This window comes from Bradyrhizobium yuanmingense, assembly GCF_900094575.1.
GTDB lineage: Bacteria > Pseudomonadota > Alphaproteobacteria > Rhizobiales > Xanthobacteraceae > Bradyrhizobium > Bradyrhizobium yuanmingense.
In genome coordinates, this window is sequence record NZ_FMAE01000003.1 from 611,357 (window position 1) to 632,087 (window position 20,731).

Genomic DNA, 20,731 nt, shown 5'->3' on the forward strand with positions numbered 1-20,731 from the left:
GGGTGGCGCAGCTTCACCTCGCCCCGCTTGCGGGGAGAGGTCGGGTTGCATCGAAGATGCAATCCGGGTGAGGGGGTACAGGTCTCTCGACCATCTCGCGTGTGGAGAGAGGCCCCTCACCCCAACCCTCTCCCCGTAAGAACGGGGCGAGGGAGCGCACCTTCACCGTGGCGGCAGTTCAGCTTGCCCCGCAGCCCGCATCGACTGCGGCAGCACATAAGGCACGCCGTCAACCTGATGCACGTCCGCGTCGATCTCGAAAATATCCCGGATCCTCTCCCGCGTGACGACCTCGGCGCGCGGACCGTCCGCGGCGAGCCTGCCGCCGGCCAGCACGACCAGCCGGTCGGCAAAGCGGATCGCGAGGTTGAGATCGTGCAGGATCGCGATCACGGCGGTGCCGGCAGCCGCGCGGCGGCGGGCCGCCTCGACGAGGTCGATCTGGTGACGCAGATCGAGGCTCGATGTCGGCTCGTCCAGCAGCAAGAGCCCGGGGCCGTGCTTGGCCTCGCCGCAGGCGAGCTGCACCAGCACGCGGGCGAAATGAGCGCGCTGCTGCTCGCCGCCCGACAGCGTCGGCAATTGCCGCTCGCGGAAATGCGACAGTCCGACCTCGTCCAGCGCGGCGTCGACGAGCGGGCCGGCCTCGCGCAAGCTGCGCTCGCCCGCGCCCATCAGCACGATCTCCTCGACGGTGAAGGGGAAGGTGACGTTGATGTGCTGAGACAGCATTGCACGGCGCGCGGCGAGCTCGCGCGGCGCGAAGCTGCCGATGTCGCGCTGCTTGAGCCGCACCTCGCCGGCGCTCGGGCGGAGATCGCCGGAGAGCAGCCGCAGCAGCGTCGACTTGCCGGCGCCGTTCGGGCCGATGATGGCGATCATCTCGCCGGCCGCAACCGTCAGGCCGACGCCGTCAAGCAATGTCGCGCGGCCGGCGCGCTTGCCCAAGTGTCGTGCTTCGAGCACCGCGGTCATAGCGCGGCGAGCCCGCGCTGCCGCAGCAGGATGAAGAGAAAGACGGGTGCGCCGACGGCCGCCGTCAGGATGCCGATCGGCATCTCCGCGGGCGCCACGATGGTCCGCGCCAGCGTGTCGGCCCCGACCATCAGGATCGCGCCTGATAGCACCGAGGCCGGCAGCAGCAGGCGATGCGCCGGGCCGATCACGAGACGGAGCAGATGCGGCACGACGATGCCGACGAAGCCGATCACGCCGCTGATCGACACCGCGACGCCGGTCATGGCCGAGACCATCACGATCGAGATCCGCTTCAGGCGCTCGACGTCGACGCCGCCGTGAAAGGCGTCGGCCTCGCCGAGCACCAGCAGGTCGAGGCCGCGCGCGATGAAGGCGCAGCCTGCGAGTCCGGCAATGAGCACCGGCGCGAGCACGGCGGCCTTGGTCCAGGTCGCGCCGCTCATCGAGCCCAGCATCCAGAACGTGATGTCGCGCAGCTGGCGGTCGTCGGCGATGAATACCAGCAGGCCGATGCCCGCATTGGCGATCGCGGTGATGGCGACGCCGGCGAGCAGGAAGATCGCGATCGAGGTGCGTCCCGAGCGGCTGGAGATGCCGTAGAGGATTGTGGTGGTCGCCAGCGAACCCGCGAAGGCTGCGAGCGGCAACAGCTCGGTCTGGAGAACGCGCAGCGCCTCGCCGAAGCGGGAATCGGTGAAGACGATCGCGCTCGCGGCTGCGAGCGCGCCGCCGCTGGAGACGCCGACCAGGGCGGGATCGGCGAGCGGGTTGCGAAACAGCCCCTGCATGATCGCGCCGGCCGCGGCAAGCAGGCCGCCGATCATCGCCGCCGCCGCGATCCGGGGAATGCGGATCGACCACAGCACGAGCTGGTCGCGGGCCGTCATGGCCGTGTTTTCGCCGGCCAAGCCCAGCGCGGCTGGCAGCCGGGAGAGCGGGATGCCGGCGGCGCCGACCGTCAGAGCGGCGATCGCGGTGACCAGGAGCACCACGAGCAGAAGGGGAATCGCGAACGATGCTGCTCGCCGTCCCGCGCTGTGTCGCGGGCTCCGTGTTTCGATCCCGGCGGCCACGCTCATTGCCGGCAATTCGCCGTCGACAGCGCCGACGCGAACGCGCCGCCCTCGGCCAAGGCCGGATAGAGCTTGACTGAGAGATCGCGCGCCGCTGCCGCGGTGCGCGGCCCGAAGCCGAGCAGATAAAGCCCATCCATGGTGATGAAGCTCTTGTTGGCCGCGACCGGCGTCAGCGCAAAGCCGGGGTGCGTGTAGATTGCATCGGCCTGCAGCGAATCCTTGCCGCGCTCGATCGACAGCACGACATCGGGCTTTGCGGCCACGATCGCCTCGTCGCTGATGACCTTGTAACCATCGTAATCCTCGACCGCGTTGGCCGCGCCCGCGAGCTGGATGATCTCATCCGCCGCGGTCTTGTGGCCCGCCACCATCGCCCGCCCGTTCTGGAGCGACATCACGAACATCACCCGCACCGGCTTCGTCACCTTGGCGCGCAGGGCACGGAGCTGTGCAAGATCGGCGCCGACCGCGGCGCTGAGACATTCGGCACGCGCATCGACGCCCATGGCGTGGCCGACCAGCTTGATCTTCTCGATCAGGCCTTCCTCGGAAAAGGTCTCGGGCACCAGCACCAGCGGCACCTTCGCCGTCTCCAGGATGTCCATGGTCTCGCGTGGGCCCGAGCCCTGGATCGCCAGGATCAGCGTCGGGTTGAGACCGAGCACGCCTTCGGCCGAGATCTGGCGCACATAGCCGACATTCGGCTTGTCTTGCAGTGCCGCCGCCGGATAGAGGCTCGTTGTGTCGACGCCGACCAGCCGGCTTTCCAATCCCAGCGCATAGAGGATCTCGGTGATGGCGCCGCCGATCGACACCGTGCGGGCAAAATCGGTAACAGTGACGTCGCGATTGCGCGCGTCATGCACGGTGATGCCCGCGGCGTGCGCAGCAGACGCGAACGCGAGTCCGCCGGAGAGCAGGAGACGGGCGAGGGTGCGGCAACATGTCATTGCAGTTACTTCGTCAGGATCAGCTTGTTCTGCGAGGTCAGGCGGAGACGATAGCTGTCCTCGCCATGCGCAATGATGATCTCGCGCTCGGCGGCAAACAGCTCGCGGCTATCGATGCGGCTGCCGCGCATGGTGAGAGTTCGCGTTGCTGCAGAAGGGCTTTGTGCCGGTCCTGCCGCGCTGCCGCTGCTGTCTCCTGATGTGGCTGACATTGTCGGTGTGATGCGCTTTCGAAAGCTGAAGTACCGCCCGTTTGTACAGGTGGCGCCAAGCGCATTCCAACCATCGCAGTTTACAATCGATATAAACTGTAACCCGATGTCATTGACCGTCAGAGTGTTGCCACGTAACGATTTCTCACAGCGGGGAACTCGCCCGCCTCTTGAGACAATCAGCCAGCCAGTCGCTCGCGTTGCGAGCGCGCGCCAGCCAGACGACATCAAAAACTAAAGTGAAGTGCAGGCTGGGGCTGATATGGCTGACGGGGCTAGGTATTCGCGCGCCCTGATTTTGGGCGCGTCGGTGGTTTCAATTGCGGCAATGACGGCGGAGGGCAGTCTCGCGCAGACCGCATCGCCGCAGAGTGAAAACGCGTCGTCGGACAGGCCGAAGCAGGCCAAGCGTAAGCCGGCGCCGCAAGTTGCGCAGCAGGCCGCGCCGGAGGTGATGAACGCCCGCGCCCAGGCCGGCGGCGCAGCGCCGGTGCAAACGCTCGATGCGATTACGGTCGCGGCAACGAAGACCGAGGAGCGTGCCGTGGATGCGCTGGCACCGGTCAGCGTCGTGACCTCGGCGCAGATCGAGGGACGTCAGGCCAGCACGGTTGGTGACCTCATCTATAATGTGCCGGGCGTATGGGTTCAGAATCGCGGCGACGAGCCGTCGACCTCGATCAACATTCGCGGCCTGCAGGATTTCGGCCGCGTTGCTGTCGTCGTCGATGGCGCGCGGCAGAACTATCAGCGCACAGGCCACTTCGCCAACGGCTCCTTCTTCCTCAATCCGGAGCTGATCAGCGGCATCGACATCGTGCGCGGCCCGACCGCGAACATCTACGGCTCCGGCGCGATCGGTGGCGTGGCCTCGTTCCGCACCAAGGACATCGAGGATGTCGTCCGCGTGGGCGAGCGCTGGGGCGTCGATGTCAAGACTATCCTTGGCAGCAATTATGGTCGCGCACTCGGCTCGGCCTTCGGCGGCGTGCACGTCAATCCGAATGTCGACGTGTTCGCAGGCGGCACCTATTCGACGCAGGAGAGCTACAAGGACGGCACCGGCTTCGAGGTCGCCAATACCGGCAATCGGCTCAGCAGCAGCATCGCCAAGCTGACGGTGCGGCCGGCGGACGGCCACGAGGTCAAGCTCGGCGCCATCTTTCAGGAAGACATCTACAGTCTGGGCCAGCCGCCGCGACGCGCCGGCGATCCCAATTCGACCAATGCGAACGGCACGAACAATCTGAACGGCACGTCCATCTACGCCTCCAACGTGAAGAATTACACCACGACGCTCGGCTGGAAATACTCGCAGCCGGATGATCAGTGGTTCGACTGGGATGCGAAGATCTACTGGAATCGCACCGAGAACGACCAGACTAAGACCAGGCACACCACCACGACGCCGTCAGTGTATTGCGGTGGCGTGCCGGGCAATGCCGTTTCGGGGTGCATCGGGAGCAACCGCGGATATCTGCTCGATACAATCGGCATCGACGTGCACAATACGACGCGGTTCGACACTGGAAGCTGGCGCCACGCGGTGACATACGGCCTGGACGCCTTTCAGGATAAAGTATCTACGCAGGATAGGACCGGTACCGCCGAAGTGACGACGCCCGGCGGCCAGCGCACGGTGTCTGGCGGCTTCGTGCAGTGGCGGGCGAACTACACTTCGATGCTCGAGGTGATCGGTGCGCTCCGTTACGACAATTATCAGCTTTCGTCGGCGTCCTCGTCGTCGGGCGGCGATCGCCTGTCGCCGAAGATCACCGTTGCTCTCGTTCCGACCGCGGTCGTGACCCCCTATGCCAGCTACGCGGAAGGCTATCGGGCGCCCTCGATCACGGAGACGCTGGTGAGCGGGCCACATGCCGGCGCGACGGTCAACGACTCGTTCTTCCGCTGTCCGTCGGGCACGCCGGGACCGGGCGCGGACTCGACCTTCTGCTTCGTGCCCAATCCAAACCTGCGCCCCGAGGTCGGCAAGAACAAGGAGATCGGTTTCAATATCAAGAAGAACGATCTGTTCACGGCGGGCGACACGCTGCGCGGCAAGATCAACGTGTTCCGCAACGACATCAGCGACTTCATCGATCAGGTCGCTTACGGAAATCCGCTCGTGGTCCCGACCGGGCCGCCTCCGGCACCTTCGATCACGGTGCTCCCGTTCCTGCAGTATCAGAACGTGGCGTCCGCGCTCATACAAGGCGTCGAGGCCGAGGCGATGTATGACGCGAACCTGTGGTTCTTCGGCCTCTCCGGGACCTATCAGAGCGGAAAGAATCTGCAGACCGGCTTCGGCCTCTACAGCATTCCGCCGCAGAAGATCACGACGACGGCCGGCGTGCGTCTGCTCGACCGCACCCTCATCCTTTCGATGATGTGGACGTCGGCAATCGCCAACTACGACATCCCCAGGACCTACACGCCCGCGACGTCGTACGATCTCGTCAATCTTTACGCGCAGTATCACCCGACGCCCGATCTCACGCTCAACTTCTCCGTCGAGAACCTCTTCAATCGCTACTATCGTCCGTACGCCATTCCGGTCGGTAGCACGGGCGACACGCAAAACGACGTGAAGTGGGCGAGCGCCGGTGCTGGGCTCGTGATCAAGGGAGGTCTCAAATACCACTTTGGCGGCACCTGAGGAAGACACCGCAGGTTATGCCTTGCTGATCTCGAAAGCCACGCTGATGCGTCAGCGTGGCTTTCGACCCGTTCTGAAATATCCGGTCGGCAACTGCCGATCTACAAGTCACAGGAGAAAAGTCGAATGTTCATCGCCATGAATCGCTTCCAGGTGAAACCCGGCTCGGAAGCCGCGTTCGAAACCGTCTGGCGGACCCGTGAGTCCTATCTCGGCAGCATGGCGGGGTTCGTCGAATTCCATCTGCTCAAGGGGCCGGTCGCCGAGGACCACACGCTGTATTCCTCGCATACCGTGTGGGTCGACAAGGCGGCTTTCGAGGCCTGGACGCGCTCGGAGGAATTCCGCCGCGCTCATGCGCGCGCCGACAACAAGACCGGCGAGAGCCTCTATCTCGGTCACCCCAAGTTCGAAGGTTTCGAGGTCATCATGACCGAGCGCAAGGCGAGCGCGGCCGCTTGAGGCGCCGGGGTTGAGGAGCCAGATATGCTGAGCACCGATCTCGCCGACCTCAAGGCGCATATGGCGGACAATCCGGGTGCCGTGATCGAGGACGTCGCGCGCGAGCGCAGCGTCACGCCGCGCGCGGTGATCGAGGCATTGCCGCCGTCAATGGTGCGCATCGGGAGCGGCGAACATTTTGCCGCCGCCATGCAGGACATCGCGGAATGGGGCGAGGTCACGCTGATCGTCCACACCGATGATGCGATCTTCGAGTTCACCGGGACCATTCCCGCGGGCGAGATCGGCCGCGGCTATTTCAACCTGATGCAGCCAAAGGGCCTGCACGGCCATCTCCGCCACGAGCGCTGCGCGGGAATTGCCTTCGTCGAGCGGCCCTTCATGGGCAAGTCCTCGGCCTTCGTCGCCTTCGTGAACGCCGACGGCGGCATCATGTTCAAGGTCTTCGTCGGCCGCGACGAGACGAGGGCGCTGCGGGCGGATCAGCTGGCGCGGTTCCGGCGGCTCGCGGACCGGATCGCGGCGAAGCTTTCGGCGTGACTTCCATTTGTCGGGAGATCAGGATGCAGAGCAATTCCACGCTAGGGCACGTGATCCTCACAATCGCACTGGCGCTCGTGCCGGCGCCGGCCTTTGCGATCGACGCGGCGCTGTTGCCGCGCAATCTGTCGCCCTGGGGCATGTTCCTCGGTGCCGACATCGTCGTGAAGGTCGTGATGGTCGGGCTTGCCGTTGCCTCGCTGGCGACATGGACGGTCTGGCTCGCCAAGACCATCGAGCTGCGTCGCAAGGGCTCGCTCGCCTTGCAGCGGACGCGCACCCTCGAAGGCAACATGACGCTGGCCGAGGCATCCGCGCGGACCGGCGACGCCCGCGACGCAGTCGCGCAGCTGATTCAGTCCTGCGCCAGGGAGGCCGAGCTCTCCGGCGGCATTCTCGACGACGGCCTGCAGGAGCGCGTCGCGTTGCGGCTGGAGCGGGTCGAGGCGGCGATGTCCAGGCAGATCGCGCGCGGCACCGGCGTGCTCGCGACCATCGGCGCCATCGCGCCGTTCGTCGGTCTGTTCGGCACCGTCTGGGGCATCATGAATTCCTTCATCGGCATCTCCGAGAGCCACACCACCAGTCTGGCGGTGGTCGCGCCCGGCATTGCCGAAGCGTTGCTCGCGACCGCGCTCGGTCTCGTCGCCGCGATTCCGGCGGTGGTGATCTACAATCACCTCGTCCGCGGCATTGCCAATTACCGCGCTTTGCTCGGCGACGCCTCGGCGCAGCTCATGCTGCTGGTGAGCCGCCAGCGCGACCACGGCCATTTCCGTCTGACGCGGGCAGCGGAGTAGCCATGGCCGTCAAGCTCGGAACATCGAAGCTCGGCTCGCGCGGCGAGACGAGCGATTTCGACGTCACCCACGAGATCAACGTCACGCCGTTCATCGACGTGATGCTGGTGCTCCTGATCATCTTCATGGTGGCCGCACCGCTCGCCACCGTCGACATCGGCGTCGATCTCCCGGCGACCGCCGCCGAGCCGGCACCGCGGCCCGACAAGCCGGTCTTCGTCACCGTCAAGCCGGACCTTTCGATCGCCGTGGGTGAGGATATCGTCGCTCGCGACGGGCTCAGCACCTCACTCGATGCCGCCACCAAGGGCCGCAAGGACGAGCGCATCTATCTGCGCGCCGACAAGGCCGTCTCCTATGGCGACCTGATGGAGGTGATGAACACCCTGCGCAACGCCGGCTATCTCAAGGTCGCCCTCGTCGGGCTCGACGGACGCAGCTGATGGCAGCGAACGCCTTTGCCTTGCATCAGCCGCTTGACGAGCGGGAGGGCGCGCGCTGGGGCGCCTCGGCGGCGATGATCGTGGCGCTGCATCTCGGCGCCGCGCTGCTTGCGATGAACTGGCTGAAGCAGGTGCCGGACGAGGGCGTCAACATGCCGGCCATCCTGATCGACATGACGCCGGAGACGTCGGCACCGCAGTCAACGCCGCTGGACATCGCGCCGGGACCGATGATGCAGCAGGCGGATGCGTCACCGCCCGAGCCGGTGCAGCAGCAGGCTGTCGAGGAAATGATCCCGCCGACACCGCCGCAGGAGCGGCCGGAGGTGTTGGCTCCACCGGAACAGAAGCTCGAGCCGAGCCCGCCGCAGCCCGAGCCCGCGAAAGTTGTGCCCGTGGAGAAGCCCGCCCCGGCGAAGCCCAAGGCGGTCCGCCTCGACGCCCGGAAGCCGTCGGATGCCCTTCCGGCGCCGCGCACCAGCGCACCGCCGCGCGCGGAGCGGCAGGCTCCGCTGGCCTCTGCCGTCAATGCCGGCTCGCTCGCGTCTGCGATGGCGACCTATTATCAGCGCGTCCGCGCGCATCTCATGCGCTTCCACCAGTATCCGACGAGCGCGAATGGCCAGAGGGGCGTGGTCAAGGTGAGCTTCACGCTCGGCCGTAACGGTCAGGTATTGTCCAGCCGCCTCGGCGGCTCCTCGGGCGTCGCAGCGCTCGATGCCCAGGCGATGGCCATGGTGCGCCAGGCCCAACCATTCCCGCCGGTGCCGGCCGAGATCAGTTATGCAACCATACCCATCAACGTCCCGGTGATTTTCGGGAAGTAGCCATGGGCAATGACTCTCCCTCCCGCGGAAAAGCGGGAGGGAGAGAGAGCGAGCCTCGCCTCACTTCGCCTTCAGGAAATCCGCGACCTCGAGCAGCACGAACTCGTTGTCGTCGGCCTTGTTGGGATCGCGACTGGAGGAGAACGGCAGGTTGTTGTCGTTGCCGACGATGATGTGGGTGTCGTCGACGCGATCGACGTTCTCGATGGTGAAGAACGGGAAGGTGTAGACGCCGTCGTTGAGCGGCTTCCGCGCCTTCTTGTCGGGATCCCTGATCTTCATCAGGTCGATATAGCCGATCTTGCGCACGGGCTTGCCGACATTGGCGTCGGTCAGCTCGATCTTGTAGACGCGCTTGAACTTGGCGAGGTCGGGGAAGCAGTTCTCGCCGCGCTGGCCTTGCGGGCAGGCCTTGTCGGCGGTGCCCTCGCCATTGTCGCGCTCGATGACGAGGCCGGAGGCCTGGTCGATCATGTTGAAGTCGCCGATGGCGTTGCCGTTCTGCTCGAACACATAATGCCAGTAGCGGCCGGTGAATTTCTCGGCGGCGACGTCGAATTCGAGGATGCGCGAGGCTTCCTTGCCGTCGACCTTCTCCCAGTCCTTCTTGTCGGCATCCCACAGCGGTCCCTCGAGCAGGCCGTAGAGGAACTTGCCGTCTTTGGACGCGGCGAAGCCCTCATAGCCCTTGGAGCGGCGGAGATTGACATTGGTGTAGGTCGCGCCCGGCGCGGCCGGCGTCCCCGCCGCCCAATTGTCGGGCGAGCGCACCGGCTTGCCGTCGGCGACCGTATCGAACACGCCGAGGATTTTGCCTGACTTGTCCGCCTTCAGGACATAGGGGCCGAACTCGTCGCCGATCCAGAAGGTGTCGCCGACAATCTGGAAACCTTCGGTGTCGAAATCGGAGCCGGTGAGATAGCGCTTCTGGGTGTCCTCATGCACGATGCGGAAGGGGACGCGTCTGTCGGGGTCGTGCAGGAAGATGGTCTCCAGCCGCTCCATCTTGCCGCTGGCCCAGTCCATCTTGTAGCGGTTGAGGTACAGCATCGAATCCGGCGAGTTGGCGCGCGCGCCCATGCCGTTGTCGGTGAGGACCCAGAACGTGCCGTCGGGCATGGTCTTGATGCCGGAATGGCCTTGCAGCGGCTGGCCCTTGAACGGCAGCGACACGCCGGTCGGACGCTCGAAGGACTTGCCCATCACGGTGCCGAGCGCGTCGACCCGCTTGCCGGTGGTATATTTGCCCGCCGCCTTGAGATCGGCGGGGGCATCAGCCGGCGCCTCGATGAAGGTTTCGGCGGGCATCACCGCGTGGCCGGCGAGCTTGGCGGGGAATTCGCCCTCGCTCTGCGCGAGCGCTGTGCTCGCGGTGAGGATGATCGTGGCGACGGTGCAAAGAAAAGTCGCGCGCATGTGCGTCTCCTGTTGGCGGACGCAACGCTTATGCGGATCGCATGTTGCAGTATTGTGAAGCCGGGCCAAAGGCCGCAGCGCTCTTCGCCTCTCCCCGCCTGCAGACCGTGAGAACGGGGAGAGGGGGACGAGAGAGCGGGGCTACTCCTTCACCGCACCCGTCAGCGAAGAGACGTAGTAATCCACGAACAGCGAGTAGAAGATCGCGACCGGGAGCGAGCCGAGCAGCGATCCCGCCATCAGCGCACCCCATTGATAGACGTCGCCGGTGACGAGCTCGGTCAGGATCGCGACCGGCACCGTCTTGTTGGCGCCGCTCTGGATGAAGGCGAGCGCGTAGATGAACTCGTTCCAGGACAGCGTGAAGGAGAAGATGCCGGCCGAGATCAGCCCGGGCACCGCGAGCGGCAGCGTGATCCGGCGCAGGATCTGCAGCCGCGTGGCGCCATCGACCAGCGCGCATTCCTCGAGCTCGTAAGGAATCGACTTGAAATAGCCGATCAGGAGCCAGGTGCAGAACGGCACCAGGAAGGTCGGATAGACCAGGATCAGGGCCAGCGGCGAGTCGAACAGGCCGAACTGCACCACCACGGTGGCGAGCGGAATGAACAGGATCGACGGCGGCACCAGATAGGCGAGATAGATGCCGAGGCCGACATAGGGGCTGCCGCGGAAGCGCAGGCGCTCGATCGCGTAGGCCGCCAGCGTCGACGCGATCAGCGACAGCGTGGTCGAGCCGATCGCGACCAGCATCGTCGTCTTCAGCCATTGCGGATAGGCGGTGTTGAACAACAGATGCTTGATGTGCGCCAGGGTCGGCGAGGAGATCCAGAACGGGTTGTTGTCCCGGTAGTTCATCAGCTCCGCGTTCGGCTTGAACGAGGTGATCGCCATCCAATAGAACGGAAACAGCAGGATCAGAACGAAGCAGCCGAGCGGCAGGTAGATCATCATCAGCCGCCGCAGCCCGGAATCCCAGGCCATGGTGTCGGGCGGCGCTTTTGCGTCCGCGACGGTCGATTGCGCGACGGTTTCAGTCATTGGCCTCTCCCTGCTGCCATTTGCGGCGCGCCAGGCCGAAATAGGAGAACAGCGTCGCGAACACCAGGAACGGGATCATCGACACCGCGATCGCCGCGCCTTCGCCGAGCTCGCCGCCGGCGATGCCGCGCTGGAACGCCAGCGTCGCCAGCAAATGCGTCGAGTTCACCGGACCGCCGCGGGTAATGGCGTAGACCAGCTGGAAGTCAGTGAAGGTGAAGATGATCGAGAACGTCATGACGATGGCGAGGATCGGCAGCATCATCGGGAAGGTGATGTAGCGGAAGCGCTGCCAGGCGCTGGCGCCGTCCAGCATCGCGGCCTCGTAGAGCGAGGGCGAGATGGTCTGCAAGCCCGCCAGCAGCGAGATCGCGACGAAGGGAATGCCGCGCCAGATGTTGGCGGCGATCAGCGAGAACCGCGCCGGCCAGGGCGAGCCGAGGAAGTCGATATTGCTGTCGCGCCAATGCAGAACGTCGACCAAGAGGTACGAGATGATCGAGAACTGCGGATCGTAGATCCACCAGAACGCCAGCGCCGACAGCACCGTCGGGACGATCCAGGGCAGCAGCACGATGGCGCGCAGCAGGCTCTTGAACGGGAAATGGTTGTTGAGCAGCAGGGCGAGCCAGAAGCCGAGCGCGAATTTTCCGAAGGTCGCCACGGCCGTGTAGAACACGCTGTAGAACACCGCGTTCCACCACAAGGGATCCGTGAGCAGGTACTGGAAATTCTCGATCCCGACATAGATGCCGCGACGGCCGATCGTGGTGTCGGTGAAGGCGAGCCAGACGCCGAGGCCGAGCGGGTAGGTCAGGAATACCGTGAGCAGCCCGAGCGCGGGCGCGAGGCACATCACGATCAGGAACGGCTTGTAGTCGAACAGGCGCACGATCCAGTTCGGCTGTCGTTGCGCCAGTGCGTGGGAGGAGAGGGTGGTCACGGACATAGATTGGTTTGTCCCGTCTGAAGTGTCACGACACCGTCATTGCGAGCGAAGCGAAGCAATCCAGTCTGTCTCCGCAGTGATCGTCTGGATTGCGTCGTCGCAAGTGCTCCTCGCAATGACGGCGGCTCTGTCGTCGTCGCTCTACCGCTGTCGCCGGAAGTAGCGCTTGCAGCGCTGCTCGGCTTCGGCGGCCGCGGCCTCCGGCGTGGCGGCGCCTGTGGCGACGGAGGCGCACATCTGAATCAGCACGTAATCGGCGCTGACCGCGCCGGTCGCCGTCGAGATCGGCCCCTTGTAGCCGTCATAGTAAGTGCTGTTCATCGTGTTCTTGAACAGGCTCACCTTCGGATCCTGCGACCACACGGCGGCCTCGGCATAGGCGGCCAGCGGCTGCGACCAATAGCCGGAATTGGCGTTGAGCCACGGCTCGTATTGGTCCTTCTCCAGCATGTATTGCAGGAAGGCCTTGGCGGCATTGGGGTACGGGCTGTGCTTGAACACCATGGCGTTCAGCGTCAGGCCCGCCATCGGCGAGACCTTGGCGAGGCCCTTGGGCAGCAGCTGATGCTCGCTGTCCTCGGCGATGGCCTTGGTGGCCGGATCGTTCTTCAGCGAGAAGTACAGTGAGACGCCGTTGGCCGTCAGCGCGATCTCCTGAGAGGAATAGGCCCGGTTGTTGCTGACGTCGTTCCAGGACGGCGTGCCGGCGATGAAGGTCGGATACAGTTCCTTGACCCAGTTCAGTGCGGCGATCGTCTCCTTGCTATTGATGGTGACGTTGCCTTCCTCGTCGAGCAGCGAGGCGTTGTGCGACCACAGCGCCCAGTTGGCGAAGCCGTTGCCGTCGCCCTTGGCGTTGCCGAGTGCGAAGCCGGCCGGCTTGCCGGCCTTTTGCAGTTTGCGGCAGAGGTCGAGCACGCCGGCATGATCTTCCGGAACCTTGTCGAAGCCGACCGATTGCAGGACCGACTTGCGGTAGATCAGGGGACCTGCGGTGGCGCCGAACGGCAGTCCGATCCAGGACTCGCTCTTGTTCTTCTTGCCGTAGCGTTGCGCCAGCGGCAGCCAGCCGCCGTACTTCTTGCCGAGATAGTCGGCGACGTCGGTGAGCTCGATCAGCTTGTCGATGTAGATGTGAGGCGCGTCGGAGAAGCCGATGATGATATCGGGGCCGGCGCCGGAATTCGAGGTCACCGCGGTCTGCTGGTTGATGTCCTCCCAGCCGACGAAGTCGACCTTGACCTCGACCCCGGTGTCCTTGGTGAACTTTGCCGCATTGGCGCGGAACACGTCCTCGTCCGCCTGGACGAAGCGCACCGGGCGCAGCATGCGCAAGGACGCGCCCTTTTCGATCTCGCGCTTGGGTGCCGGGACGTCGGCAGCCTTGATAGCGGATGTTTGCGCTGCAGCACCGGTGGCCGCGAGCGTTGCAGCGGACAGGCCCAGCGCCAAGGCATCACGACGTGTGATGTCGTTCCTCATCAGTACCTCCCTATGATGTCTCCCTTCCCGGCGTTGATCGCCGGTGAAGGGCCGTTTCGGTCGTGGGCGCTTGCTGCGCCGCCCGCCTAGCTGTTCGGCCCGCGGTCCATGCTGACGGGCTGCCAGCGGCGGAGCGCGGTGTTCTGCAGCACCGACGGATTGACGCAGCTTACCGGCCACATGCCCTGGAGCACCAGTGACAATTCGTAGCCCACCCGGCGCTTGCGCGCCTCGTCGAACCGTGCCGAGGCCGAGGCGACATGGGCGGTCAGGGTCACGTTCTCCATGCCGAGCAGGGGATTGTTGTGCGAGGGCGGCTCCTTTTCCAGCACGTCGAGGGCGGCGTGCGCGATCCAGCCCTCCTGCAGCGCCTTGATCAGGCTCTCCTCGTCCACGGTGGCACCGCGGCCGGTGTTGATGAAGATCGAGCCTTTCTTCATCTGTCGGAAGTGCTTCTCGGTCAGCATGTGGTGCACCTCGGGCCGCGCCGGGGCATGCATCGAGACGAAGTCGGATTGCGACAGCACCTCGTTCAGCGTCGCCGGGATCACGCCGTGTTCGTACATCAGCGTTTCCTGGATGAAGGGATCGTAGGCCATCATTCGCAGGCCGAAAGGCGCGGCGCGTTTCGCGACCGCACGCGCAACCCGGCCGAACGAGATGAAGCCAAGCGTCTGGCCCATCAGCCTCGGGATTTTCAGCAGCGCCGGCCGGCCCTCGGCCCAGCGGCCGTCGCGCACCATGCGGTCCTGCTCGACCAGGCGGCGGAAGCCGGCGAGCAGCAGCATCATGGCGTGGTCGGCGACCTCCTCGATGAAGGTGTCGGGAATGTTGGTGACCGGAATGCCGCGGGCCGTGGCGGCCTTGACGTCGACACTGTCGACGCCGACCGAGCCGAGCGTGATCACCTTGCAGCTCTCGAGCGCGTCGATGATGGTCTTGGTGATCGGGATGCCCTTGGCGTAGATCGCGTCGGCGTTCTTCGCGGCGGCGATGAACCCGGCCTCGTCGGCGGGCGCCTCGACGATCTCGGCATCGATCGGATCGAGCGCCTCGCGCTCATAGGAATAATCGCTGCCGGCGACCGTGAAGCTCGCACCCTTCGGCGTCACCACCCTGTATTTCGGCATTATCTGCTCCCGATTTGGTTTCTTGTCGTGGTCCGCCTCGACGAGCGGGCCTTTGCGTCTTTTACGCGAAATTCGGGCAGGTGCGTACAATTCACGGTTGTTGCGGGTGAGGTATATTTCCGTTTTTCCGTGCAAGCCCCGGGCTTCTACGGAGGTGCGTAAGTAACTTGCTAAGGGCTCCGCCACTAAGACTTGATTCGAATTTGATCGATCTCGTCATGCGCCCGTACCCCAATATTGCCGGAGCTAACCCCGTGAAGTTGAGCAATCTGAAGATCGCCCCGAAGCTTGGCATTCTCGTTGGAGTCACGCTGTTCGGCCTCTGCATCTCCGGAGTTCTCGCTGGCTATCTGATGAAGCGCGAGATGGTGAATGCGCGCATCGACCAGGCCAAGGCGATCGTCGAGCTGGCGCGCAACTATGCCGCCGCGTTGAAGAAGCGCGTCGATGCCGGCGAAATGACGAAGGACGCCGCTATGGCCGAGCTTCGCCGCTACGGCAACGCGATGACCTATGACAAGGGTGCCGGCTACCTGTTCGGCACGTCCTATGACGGTCTCACCCAGCTTGCGCCCGATCCGAAGGTGATCGGCACCAACCGAATGGACGTCGTGACCAACGGCCGCAAGCTGTCGCTGGAATTGATGAACGGCGTCAAGGCCAACGGCGAGATCCTGCTTCACTATGAATATATGAAGCCCGGCCAGGAAACGCCGATCCGCAAGATCGGTTACGCGGTCGCGGTCCCCGGCTTCGATATGTATCTCGGCACCGGCGCCTATCTGGATGACATCGACGCCAAGATGGGTCCGGTCTACTGGCTGCTCGGCCTGGCGGTGCTCGGCATCGTCATCGTTGCCGGCAGCGTCGCCTGGATGATCGGCCGCAGCATCAGTGCTCCGCTCGGGCTGCTCGGCACCCGGATGCGGGAGCTGGCCGACGGCAAGCTCGAAGGCGACATCCCCGGCGTCGGTCGTGGCGACGAGATCGGCGCGATGGCATCGACCGTGCAGATCTTCAAGGACAACGCGATCCGCATCCGCGACCTCGAGAAGACCGACGCGGACGCCAAGGAACGCGCCGCGGCGGATCGCCGCAGCGCCATGGAGGAGATCGCCAACGATTTCGAGCGCAGCGTCAACGGCATCGTCCGCTCGGTCTCCTCGGCCGCAGCCGGCATGCAGACCACGGCGCAATCGATGACCGCGACCGCCAGCGATGCCTCCTCGCGCGCGGCGACCGTCGGTGCCGCCTCGCAGAAGGCGTCCGGCAATGTTGGCACCGTTGCGGCCGCCGCCGAAGAGCTGTCGAGCTCGGTTGCGGAAATCTCCCGGCAGGTGACGCGCTCGACTGAAGTTGCGAGCCGTGCCGTCAGCGATGCCGAGCGCACCAACGCCACGGTGCAGGAGCTCTCCACCGGTGCCGAGAAGATCGGCGAGGTGGTCAAGCTCATTCACTCGATCGCGGCGCAGACCAACCTGCTCGCGCTCAACGCCACCATCGAGGCGGCGCGTGCCGGCGAGTCCGGCCGCGGCTTCGCCGTGGTCGCCTCCGAGGTCAAGGCGCTCGCCAACCAGACCGCGAAGGCGACCGAGGAGATCTCCGCCCAGGTCGCGGCGATGCAGACCTCGACCAGCGATGCGGTGTCGGCCATCTCCGGCATCACCCAGACGATCGCCGAGATGAGCGAGATCACAGCCGGCATTTCCGCATCGATCGAGCAGCAGGGCGAGGCGACGCGCGAGATCGCCCGCAACATCCAGTCGGTCGCGGCCGGCTCGAGCGAGATCAACGCCCATATCGGCAGCGTCACCTCGGCCGCCGAAGCGACCGGCAGCGCGGCCAGCGATGTGCTCACCAACGCCCGCGAGCTGGACACCCAGTCCGGCGCGCTGCGCGATGCCGTCGATGGCTTCCTCGCCAAGGTCCGCGCGGCGTAAATTCTTACGCTGAATTCGTAGGGTGGGCAAAGACGCGAAGCGTCGTGCCCACCTTTTCTTTTTGAGTACGGTGCGACTCTTCGTGGGCACGCTGCGCTTTGCCCACCCTACGAGACCGTTCTACTGCTTCTCGATCTTCGCGTTGGCGATCAGCTTCTCCCACAGCACCAGCTGCTCGTTCACGAAGGTGCCGAGCTGCTCCGGCGTGCCGGAAAAAGCGTCCATGCCGAGCGTGGCGAGCTTGGCCTTGATCTCCGGGTTCTCGATGATCTTGCGGATCTCGGTGTTGAGCCGGGTCACGATCTCCTTCGGCATGCCGGCCGGGCCGAAATAGCCCTGCCAGGACGTGATGTCGAAGTCCGGCACGCCGGCCTCCTGCATCGAGGGCAGGTGTGGCACCAGCGGCGTGCGGTTCTTGGTGGTGACGGCGAGCGCGCGCAGCGCGTTGCCGTTGACATGGGGCAGGCCGGTCAGGATGTCGACGAACATCATCGACACGCGGCCGCCCATGACGTCGTTGAGCGCCGGCGGCGAGCTCTTGTAGGGCACGTGCAGCAGGTCGAGCCCGGCATTGTGCGCGAAGGTCGCGCCCGATACGATCGCCGCCGACGAGCCCGAGGCGTAGCTCAGCTTGCCCGGATTGGCCTTGCCATAGGCCACCAGCTCTCCGACCGTCTTGGCCGGCACCTCGGGATTGATGACCAGCATGAAGGGCAGATCGCCGGTGCGGGCAATCGGGGTGAAATCCTTGACCGGATCGTAAGTGAGGCTCTTGAGCAGATAGGGATTGGCCGAATGCGTCGTGTTGGTCGTCACCAGCAGCGTGTAGCCGTCGGGAGCAGCCTTCGCGACATAGGTCGCGGCAAGCATGCCGTTGGCCCCCGCCTTGTTCTCGATCACGATGGGAACGCCGAGCGCCTGCGACAGATGCTGCGAAATCAGCCGCGTCGTGGTGTCGGTGCCGCTGCCGGCCGCGAAGGGCAGCACCAGCGTGATGTTGCGGCTGGGATAGGTGTCGGCGTGAGCGGTGGATGCTGCCGTGAGGCATAGCGCGGCCGCGGCGACGGTCCGCAGGTTTCGAATCAGCCCTGAAATCATGTCGGTCGTTCCCTCTTTTTGGTTGGCGGGGAACCTAGCTTGTCCAAAGGGGAATCGGAAGATGGCTATAGGTCGTGACCGCGTCCGTCGCGCGGAATTATGTCATCGCCGAGCCCCGCCGCGATGCAAGCACGACTCCGGCGAGCACCAGGGCGTAACCGATCAGGTGGAACGGCTGGAGCTTCTCGCCCAGCAGCACGATCGCCAGCGCCGAGCCGAACACCGGCACCAAATGGAAGAACGGCGCCGCCCGGTTCGGCCCGATCAGCGCCACGCCGCGGTTGAAGAAGAGATAGGCGAGTGTGGAGGGGAAGATCAGGATGTAGCCCAGTGTCGCCAGCGTGGTCGCGTCGAATTGCAACACGCGGCCGCTCGCCGCCTCCCAGATTGCCGTCGGCAGCAGCATCGTCGCGCCGCAGCAGGTGGTGAAGGACAGGAAGGAGAGCTGGTGGATCTTCGGCCGGCGCGGGATGAAGGCCGAGTAGAGCCCGAACGCCACCAGCGAGGAGGCGAACATGATGTCGCCTCTGTTGAAGCTGATGCTTGCCAGCGCCGCGAGGTCGCCGCGCAGGATGATGATCAGCACGCCGAGCAGCGAGATCGCGATGCCGCCGAGCTGCGCGCCGGTCAGCCGCACGCCGAACAGCACCAGCGACCACAGCGCCACGAACAGCGGACCCGCCGACTGGATCAGCAGCGCATTCAGCGCCTCGGTGTATTGCAGCGCCCAGTACGAGATCGCGTTGTTGAAGGCAAAGCCGACCAGCGACAGGAACAGCATCAGGGGCATGCTCTTGCGCAACGCAGGCCAGTCGCGCTTCAGATGCGGCCAGGCGAACGGCAACAGGATCAGGAACACGCCGAACCAGCGGATCGTGGTGATCGTCAGCGGCGGCACATGCGCCCCGACATGGCGCGCGAGCACGATGTTGCCGGCCCAGAACAGCGAGCTAAGGCTGAGCAGCAGATAAGGCTGGTTGTTGAGCCAGCTGGCCGGATTGGCGGCCGGTGGCGCGGGCGAAGCGGTCGTCATGGGCGTTGGATACAACTTGCGCCCGATTGCCGCGATGGCACAAGTCACAGCGCCGCAATGCTACAATGCAGCCGAGCCCTAAGGAGGTGCCATTGGCGGTCAATATGTTGAACATCGAGGGCCTGGAGCGGCTCGATCCGAATGCGCCGGTGGTGATGCTGAACCTGATGCGCTTCCACGCGCGCTCGCTCGATGGCGACGGGTCGGGCTGGGACGCATACTTGCGCTACAGCGCGATCACGGTGCCGATGATCAAGGCGCGCGGCGGCACGCTGCTCTGGACCGGTGAAGGCAAGGCGGTCGCACTCGGTCCGCACGCGGGCAACGATTGGGACTTCGTCGCGCTGGTCCATTACCCGTCCGTCTCGGCCTTTCTCGACATGATGACCTCGCAAGCCTACGAGCGCGAAGCCGATCCGCATCGCGTCAACGGCTGCGCCGAGCACGTGATCATTGCGACGAGCGAGGCGTACAGCAAGTTCAAGACGAAGTAGCAGCGCGTGCACTTTTCCCCTCTCCCCTTGTGGGAGAGGGTGGCTCGCCGCGTAGCGGCGAGACGGGTGAGGGGTCTCTCTCCGCGAGTCCACTCCCAATTGAATGCGCGGAGAGAACCCCTCATCCGGCGCTTCGCGCCACCTTCTCCCACAAGGGGAGAAGGGAAGTGCAGCGAGCGCTTCGATGAAGCCGCCTAACTTGCCTGCTTTCGCGACGCCGCGAACACGCCCGCCAGCACCAATGCGAAACCGATGAAGTGGAACGCCTGCGGGTGCTCGCCCAGAAACGCCATCGCCATGATCGAGCCGAACACCGGCACGACGTGGAAGAACGGTGCGGCGCGGTTGGCGCCGATCAGGCGCACGCCGCGATTGAAGCAGAGATAGGCGAGCGTCGAGGGAAAGACGGCGACGTAGAACAGCGTCAGGAGGTTCGGCCCGTCGAGCTTCATCACCGGGCGAGCGGACAGTTCCCAGATCTCCAGCGGAATGAGACAGGCGGCGCCGCAGCCGAAGGTGAAGGCGAGGAACGAGAGGCCGTGCATCGGCGGCCGCCTCAGTGACAGCACCGAATAGAGCGCGAAGATCAGGAGCGCGAGCAGGAAGATCAGGTCGCCCTTGTTGAAGTCGATGCTCGACAGCGTGGTGAAATCGCCGTGCAGCAGGATGGTCAGCACGCCGCACATCGACAGCAGCACGCCGAAGGCCTGCGCGGCGGTGAGACGAATGCCGAGGATGACCAGCGACCACAACGCCACCAGCAGCGGCGCGGCCGACTGCAGCAGCAGCGTGTTGAGCGCCTGGGTGTGCTCCAGCGCCCAATATTGCAGCGTGTTGAAGGCGCCGATGCCGGTGACCGAGAGCGTGACCATCAGGCCGAGCTTGCCGCGGATCGCCGGCCAGTCCTGCACGAGGTGCTTGAAGGCGAACGGCAGCACCAGCAGGAAGGCGAAGAACCAGCGCAGGAACGACAGCGTCACCGGCGGAATGTGGCCGGCAGCGAGCCTACCGACGATGGCGTTGCCGGCCCAGCACAGCGCGGTGATGCTGAGCAGCAGGTAAGGCTGGTTGGCGATCCAGCTGTGGCCGGATGTTTCCGCGGGCGTGGTCTGGCCGGTGGCGGACATTGTGACGGTTGGGCCCCGCGTCGAGTACGCCGAGCCCTCCGGCCCGGCGAGGTCCGGGCCGGCTGATCACCCGGCAG

20 protein-coding genes are annotated in these 20,731 nt (G+C 65.1%); 8 read left to right on the forward strand and 12 right to left on the reverse strand.

Annotated features, from left to right (window positions below; translation table 11 throughout):
• Window positions 1-162: 162 nt before the first annotated feature.
• The 4 genes from GA0061099_RS12595 to GA0061099_RS42060 are packed head-to-tail and all read right to left on the reverse strand — an operon-like array spanning window position 163 to window position 3,216.
• Entirely contained in the window at window positions 163-975 is an 813-nt protein-coding gene (locus GA0061099_RS12595) for a heme ABC transporter ATP-binding protein (RefSeq protein ID WP_074447706.1), read from the reverse strand.
• Window positions 972-2,057, reverse strand: coding sequence for a FecCD family ABC transporter permease (locus GA0061099_RS12600; protein ID WP_036022027.1), 1,086 nt, complete (start codon window positions 2,055-2,057; stop codon window positions 972-974). Before GA0061099_RS12600 ends, GA0061099_RS12595 begins: the two co-directional genes overlap by 4 nt.
• The gene (locus GA0061099_RS12605) at window positions 2,054-3,004 is read right to left on the reverse strand and encodes a heme/hemin ABC transporter substrate-binding protein (protein ID WP_036022030.1); all 951 of its coding nucleotides are present in this window, start codon (window positions 3,002-3,004) and stop codon (window positions 2,054-2,056) included. Before GA0061099_RS12605 ends, GA0061099_RS12600 begins: the two co-directional genes overlap by 4 nt.
• Window positions 3,005-3,009: 5 nt before the next feature.
• On the reverse strand, window positions 3,010-3,216 hold the full coding sequence (locus tag GA0061099_RS42060) for a hemin uptake protein HemP (protein ID WP_036022033.1): 207 nt from the start codon (window positions 3,214-3,216) through the stop codon (window positions 3,010-3,012).
• 262 nt (window positions 3,217-3,478) lie between these two features.
• Here GA0061099_RS42060 and GA0061099_RS12615 point away from each other — a divergent pair, with 262 nt between their 5' ends.
• The 6 genes from GA0061099_RS12615 (at window position 3,479) to GA0061099_RS12640 (ending at window position 8,944) form a co-directional block, all read left to right on the forward strand.
• A complete protein-coding gene (locus tag GA0061099_RS12615) occupies window positions 3,479-5,872 on the forward strand; it encodes a TonB-dependent hemoglobin/transferrin/lactoferrin family receptor (protein WP_036022035.1) in 2,394 nt (797 codons plus the stop codon).
• A gap of 126 nt (window positions 5,873-5,998) precedes the next feature.
• Window positions 5,999-6,334 carry a heme-degrading protein HmuQ gene (gene hmuQ, locus GA0061099_RS12620; protein WP_035998838.1) on the forward strand — a complete coding sequence of 112 codons (336 nt, stop codon included), beginning with the start codon at window positions 5,999-6,001 and terminating at the stop codon, window positions 6,332-6,334.
• Between the two features lie 24 nt (window positions 6,335-6,358).
• On the forward strand, window positions 6,359-6,874 hold the full coding sequence (gene hutX, locus GA0061099_RS12625) for a heme utilization cystosolic carrier protein HutX (RefSeq protein ID WP_036022037.1): 516 nt from the start codon (window positions 6,359-6,361) through the stop codon (window positions 6,872-6,874).
• A 23-nt stretch (window positions 6,875-6,897) separates the two neighbouring features.
• Window positions 6,898-7,674 carry a tonB-system energizer ExbB gene (gene exbB / locus GA0061099_RS12630; protein ID WP_036022039.1) on the forward strand — a complete coding sequence of 259 codons (777 nt, stop codon included), beginning with the start codon at window positions 6,898-6,900 and terminating at the stop codon, window positions 7,672-7,674.
• Between the two features lie 2 nt (window positions 7,675-7,676).
• Window positions 7,677-8,117: a TonB system transport protein ExbD gene (gene exbD, locus GA0061099_RS12635; RefSeq protein ID WP_036022041.1), complete on the forward strand. Its 441-nt coding sequence runs from the start codon at window positions 7,677-7,679 to the stop codon at window positions 8,115-8,117.
• On the forward strand, window positions 8,117-8,944 hold the full coding sequence (locus tag GA0061099_RS12640) for a TonB family protein (protein ID WP_074447707.1): 828 nt from the start codon (window positions 8,117-8,119) through the stop codon (window positions 8,942-8,944). Before exbD ends, GA0061099_RS12640 begins: the two co-directional genes overlap by 1 nt.
• Before the next feature lie 60 nt (window positions 8,945-9,004).
• Here the strand turns inward: GA0061099_RS12640 and GA0061099_RS12645 are convergent, their stop codons facing one another.
• The 5 genes from GA0061099_RS12645 to GA0061099_RS12665 all read right to left on the reverse strand — a co-directional run bounded on the left by GA0061099_RS12645 (window position 9,005) and on the right by GA0061099_RS12665 (window position 14,962).
• Complete coding sequence (locus GA0061099_RS12645; protein WP_036022051.1) at window positions 9,005-10,360, reverse strand: esterase-like activity of phytase family protein; 1,356 nt, start codon at window positions 10,358-10,360, stop codon at window positions 9,005-9,007.
• A 141-nt stretch (window positions 10,361-10,501) separates the two neighbouring features.
• Entirely contained in the window at window positions 10,502-11,401 is a 900-nt protein-coding gene (locus tag GA0061099_RS12650; RefSeq protein WP_035998862.1) for a carbohydrate ABC transporter permease, read from the reverse strand.
• Entirely contained in the window at window positions 11,394-12,350 is a 957-nt protein-coding gene (locus tag GA0061099_RS12655) for a carbohydrate ABC transporter permease (RefSeq protein ID WP_035998865.1), read from the reverse strand. Before GA0061099_RS12655 ends, GA0061099_RS12650 begins: the two co-directional genes overlap by 8 nt.
• A gap of 141 nt (window positions 12,351-12,491) precedes the next feature.
• Complete coding sequence (locus GA0061099_RS12660; protein ID WP_057028022.1) at window positions 12,492-13,832, reverse strand: ABC transporter substrate-binding protein; 1,341 nt, start codon at window positions 13,830-13,832, stop codon at window positions 12,492-12,494.
• Window positions 13,833-13,918: 86 nt separating this feature from the next.
• Complete coding sequence (locus GA0061099_RS12665; RefSeq protein WP_036022064.1) at window positions 13,919-14,962, reverse strand: C-terminal binding protein; 1,044 nt, start codon at window positions 14,960-14,962, stop codon at window positions 13,919-13,921.
• A 254-nt stretch (window positions 14,963-15,216) separates the two neighbouring features.
• On the opposite strand from GA0061099_RS12665, the gene GA0061099_RS12670 reads away from it, so the two are divergent.
• Window positions 15,217-16,902, forward strand: coding sequence for a methyl-accepting chemotaxis protein (locus GA0061099_RS12670; RefSeq protein WP_035998883.1), 1,686 nt, complete (start codon window positions 15,217-15,219; stop codon window positions 16,900-16,902).
• A 120-nt stretch (window positions 16,903-17,022) separates the two neighbouring features.
• On the opposite strand, the gene GA0061099_RS12675 is transcribed toward GA0061099_RS12670, so the two are convergent.
• Together GA0061099_RS12675 and GA0061099_RS12680 are read right to left on the reverse strand one after the other, a co-directional pair.
• A complete protein-coding gene (locus GA0061099_RS12675; RefSeq protein ID WP_035998887.1) occupies window positions 17,023-18,000 on the reverse strand; it encodes a Bug family tripartite tricarboxylate transporter substrate binding protein in 978 nt (325 codons plus the stop codon).
• A gap of 97 nt (window positions 18,001-18,097) precedes the next feature.
• Window positions 18,098-19,033, reverse strand: coding sequence for a DMT family transporter (locus tag GA0061099_RS12680; protein WP_036022066.1), 936 nt, complete (start codon window positions 19,031-19,033; stop codon window positions 18,098-18,100).
• Between the two features lie 104 nt (window positions 19,034-19,137).
• On the opposite strand from GA0061099_RS12680, the gene GA0061099_RS12685 reads away from it, so the two are divergent.
• Window positions 19,138-19,527, forward strand: coding sequence for a DUF1330 domain-containing protein (locus GA0061099_RS12685; RefSeq protein ID WP_192893391.1), 390 nt, complete (start codon window positions 19,138-19,140; stop codon window positions 19,525-19,527).
• 194 nt (window positions 19,528-19,721) lie between these two features.
• Here the strand turns inward: GA0061099_RS12685 and GA0061099_RS12690 are convergent, their stop codons facing one another.
• Window positions 19,722-20,654 (reverse strand): DMT family transporter, encoded by a 933-nt coding sequence (locus GA0061099_RS12690; protein ID WP_035998893.1) that lies wholly within the window; start codon window positions 20,652-20,654, stop codon window positions 19,722-19,724.
• Window positions 20,655-20,731 lie beyond the last annotated feature (77 nt).